Annotated in this window: 6 protein-coding genes; all 6 read right to left on the bottom strand. The window is 54.8% G+C overall.

Annotation, left to right across the window (positions count from 1 at the left end; all coding sequences use genetic code 11):
• Positions 1–132: 132 nt before the first annotated feature.
• Complete coding sequence (locus tag ACILQA_RS10300; RefSeq protein ID WP_395629611.1) at positions 133–825, bottom strand: N-acetylmuramoyl-L-alanine amidase; 693 nt, start codon at positions 823–825, stop codon at positions 133–135.
• Positions 826–889: 64 nt separating this feature from the next.
• Positions 890–1,726: a CheR family methyltransferase gene (locus tag ACILQA_RS10295; RefSeq protein ID WP_395629610.1), complete on the bottom strand. Its 837-nt coding sequence runs from the start codon at positions 1,724–1,726 to the stop codon at positions 890–892.
• The gene (locus ACILQA_RS10290; RefSeq protein WP_395629609.1) at positions 1,723–2,739 is read right to left on the bottom strand and encodes a chemotaxis protein CheB; all 1,017 of its coding nucleotides are present in this window, start codon (positions 2,737–2,739) and stop codon (positions 1,723–1,725) included. Before ACILQA_RS10290 ends, ACILQA_RS10295 begins: the two co-directional genes overlap by 4 nt.
• Before the next feature lie 75 nt (positions 2,740–2,814).
• A complete protein-coding gene (locus ACILQA_RS10285; RefSeq protein ID WP_395629608.1) occupies positions 2,815–3,180 on the bottom strand; it encodes a response regulator in 366 nt (121 codons plus the stop codon).
• A gap of 87 nt (positions 3,181–3,267) precedes the next feature.
• Positions 3,268–3,705, bottom strand: a complete 438-nt coding sequence (locus ACILQA_RS10280) for a chemotaxis protein CheW (RefSeq protein WP_395629607.1) — start codon at positions 3,703–3,705, stop codon at positions 3,268–3,270.
• On the bottom strand, positions 3,702–4,048 hold a 347-nt coding region (locus ACILQA_RS10275; protein WP_395629606.1), incomplete at its 5' end, for a hypothetical protein. The genes ACILQA_RS10280 and ACILQA_RS10275, both read right to left, overlap by 4 nt.

Raw genomic sequence — 4,048 nt, 5'->3', positions numbered from 1 at the left:
TGTTTTCTGTGGCACTTTCCCTAAAATTGCTTCCGCCGGACGTTATCCGGCACCGTTCCTCGCTGGAGCCCGGACTTTCCTCCCCATAGCAGTTACCCACTAAGCGGCGGTCGCCCAACCCTCTGGCATAGCTTAGATAGCAGGTCCGCCCTCATACTCCAAGAGCAAGCTCAGCAATATTGCCCGGCATTCTCCGTCGATCACGCCTTCAATATTTTCGGGGCGAAAACGGCGCTGGAATGCGACGGTAGCCGCACGTCCATCTGATATGCCGTAACCATAACGTTCTAACGCCAAAAGGAACGCGGCGTCCGGCCAACCTGGATCAACCAGCTTTTCCCGCGGGCGTGGAACAGCAAGCCCAAGCTTTGCCAAACGTTCCCAGTCAAACAGTTCACCAGGATCTTCTTTACGTGTTGGCGCGACGTCGCTGTGACCAACGACGTTTCGCGGATCAATTCCGTACGTGCGGACAATTCCGGCGACCAAACGCGTCACGGTGTCCATTTGCGCTTCGGGAAACGGGCGATAGCCAAATTCATGCCCGGGATTGACGATCTCAATGCCGATGCTGGCGCTGTTGCAGTCCGTCACACCGCGCCAATAAGAAAGCCCGGCATGCTGCGCCCTTTGTTCCTCACGCACCATGTGGACCAGCTGGCCGTCTTCATCGACGACATAATGCGCCGACACTTTGGACGCGGGGTTCGCGAGCCAGTCAATTGCGGCTGCACCCGACTGCATGCCGGTATAGTGCAAAACAAGCATCGTGATCGGCAAGCTGCGCTCGCCAAAATTGGGTGATGGGTTCCAGATCATGGTCATAAGGCGACCATAGGTAAGTCCACCGTTGCACGCAATATAAGCCGATGCGGGAAACTTTTGCTGGTTACGCGCCTTGCCGGCCCGGCGCCAACTCGTAAAAACCGCGAAACGCTCTGCTGGCGCGAAACTTCTGCGTTTGGCCAATGACGGTTTCGGCGGCACCCAGCATCAAGAGTCCCCCCTCTTCCATGGATGGCGCAATAGCTTCCAAAACATGTGTGCGCTTGTCGTCGTTAAGATACATAAGCACGTTTCGGCATAAAATGACGTCAAAGCGACCAAAATGGCGCACGGGCGTCAGCATATTATGCTCCGTGAACGTCACCATTTTGCGCAACGCATCTTTGGCCACCCATTCTTCGCCCTGTTGCTCGAAATGGCGGAGCATGTGTGTCACGGAAAGGCCACGCTGAATCTCAAACTGCGAATAGCGCCCTTCCCGCGCCTGTGCCAAGGCCCCGGCAGATACATCTGTCCCCAATATTTGAATTGTCCAACCCCGCCATTTTTCGGCGTTTTCCAATATTGTAATGGCGAGAGAATAGGCCTCCTGCCCCGTCGAACAGGCAGCCGACCAGATACGCAGCCTTTTCGTGTCCGAACGTAGTTCGCGAATGTGGTCGAGCACGGGCCCCGCCAGCAGCGCAAAGTTGGGTTGATCACGGAAAAAAGAAGTTTCGTTATTCACCATTGCCTCCACGCACGCGCGCGTCAATTTGGGGTCCGTATCCATTTCGATCAACGCAGCCAGCGTTTGTAGGTCGGGCACAGAGTTGCGCCGCATCAATGGCTTAAGCGCCATATCGATTCGCCAATGCCGGTTTGCAGGAACCGTTTGCCCGGTATGTCTTTCCAGCGCCGCCGATAGCGTCCTGTAAGCTCTGGCTTCAGCGATGCTCATGATGACGTCGCAATCCGTGAAAGCATGTCGGTCATGTGGGCTGGTGTCATAATCGCGGTCGCCAAGCCTTCCTTCACGATTGCACCCGGCATGCCCCAGACGACCGAACTTTGCATATCTTGAACAACAACGGGCGCTGCAAATTCGTTAAAGACACGCGCGCCGACGAGCCCATCATTACCCATACCGCTGAAAACAAGCGCCAATCCATCGCGTCCATAGGCCCGCGCCACCGATACAAGCATGGCATCGACCGATGGGCAATAACAGCTTGCGCTATAGCGCGATTGATGGCCGATGATGACATCGTTGCCGTCCCTGTGGCACACCATATGCGCGTGCCCCGGTGCGAGGTAGACATGATTATGTTTTACGCGCTCGCCGGCTTCAGCAACCTTGACAGTTCGCTTTGTTAGACCAGCGAGCTGCCCTGCAAAAAAGGACATGAATGCTGTGGGCAGATGCTGCGTGATAAAGATAGGGCAGTCGAGAGAGTCATCCAAATTGCGCAATATGTGCTGAATTGCCGGTATGCCGCCCGTCGATGATCCAATCGCGATACAGCGTGGCTTCGATAATGCGCGATAATCCGGAAGCGGCCTTGCAGCATCTTTGCTGTCGGTGCGTTCTTGTGCCGACCGACCCAAGCGCAATACTTTGTCGATCAAAATTTCTGAAAAACGTCCCGAAAAACCGGTGCGGCCAGGCTTTGCCAAAGTGTCACATGCACCGAGCGAAAGCGCCTGAACGGCGGCAGGGCCATTTTCTTCAGCAAATGCCGACACGACCAGCACCCTTGCGCCATTCGCCTTTGCGAGAATATCGGGCAGCGCATCCAATCCCGAACGCTTCGGCATTTCTATATCCAGCAATATGATGTCGACTTCATTTTCGTCGAGACTTGCAACGGCAGCGTCTCCATCCGATGCTTCGCAAATGATGTCTATGCCGTCGCAATTGCCTAGCACGCGTGCGAAAATTGAACGCGCGACAACACTGTCGTCGACAAGCATAACCCTAATCGGGGTTGCCGCCACGTGTGGCCAACTGCCACCCAATGCTGCCGATCTGCTGCGCATTTTGGTACTTCAAATACAGCCGAGGATTTGCAGCTTTGACTCAATCGTTTCGCGGTCAAACGGCTTCATGACATATTCGTCCGCGCCTGCGTCAATCGCCGCTTGAATGTGCCCAATGCCATTTTCCGTCGTGCAGAATATCACCTTGGCGGATGGCACAGCATTCATCGAACGATAGGCACGCAAAAAATCCATTCCGCTCATGATCGGCATATTCCAATCCAGCAGTATTACGTCGGGCGCCGCCTGCGCGACATGGTCCAATGCTTCCTTACCATCGGCCGCCTCAGCAACGTCGAATTGCATCGTTTCGAGAATATGACGGGCAACCTTGCGAATGACCTTGCTATCGTCGACAATCAAACAGGATTTCATATGACCCAACCCCTTTTTCCGACCAGAATGGAGACTGTATCTCCGCGTTCTTATCGACACGTTAATTTGCCCAGCGAAATGGCGAAATTAGGTCACCAAAGCCGTTTGCCCTGAAACCAACGTGTCGGTGTTTAATATCATCACCAGTTCGCCTTCATGCGTGGCGATGTGATCAACATATCGGTTCCACACGGCCGGTGGCCGGATATTTGAATCGGCCTGCTCGACCGCAATTGGAACCACGTCATGAACCTTGTCGACGAGCAGCCCATATTGATGCCCCGCGATTTCTGTGACGACAGCCAAAGTGCCGTTATGGGCGGTTTGCTGCACGCCCGTAATGTAGAACTGGGTATCGATGAGCGTGAGGACGCGGCTTCTGAGCGCAAAAATTCCAGCAATGGACGGGTCGCACTTGGGCACCGGCACGGTGTCCGGCACATGGACGACGGATTCGACTTGGCTGCTCTCAATCGCAACCCGGGACCCTGCCAAATCCGCAATCAGATATAAGGTGTAGGTCATGCGCGTCCTGCCAGCTTCTCTTCGATCGCCGATATCAACCCGGCGCCATCGTACCGGTAAATGCTCGCAATCGGCTCGGTCAGGCTGTGGTTAGAATCGCGTAGGTGGAGCGTTCGTGGGTCTGTTGCCCGTTCGCGCGCCTTGGTGGCATCACGCTGTAATATGATGGCGGCGCGCGATTGATCATGTTCATCAAAACTCACCGCATATCCCGATGCTGTTAGCAACGGCGCCAATATCGTCCGTTCCCATTGGGAATCTTCTGCACAGTCGATGAAGCACAATGCTTCCGAACCACGATTACGGCGCCTGCGGTCATATGTTTCGAAGAACCCGAACATGT

The organism is Sphingorhabdus sp., from assembly GCF_044239005.1.
Lineage (GTDB): Bacteria > Pseudomonadota > Alphaproteobacteria > Sphingomonadales > Sphingomonadaceae > Sphingorhabdus_B.
The sequence above is the reverse complement of the archived record's forward strand: the minus strand, read 5'-3'. Positions and strand labels throughout refer to the sequence as shown.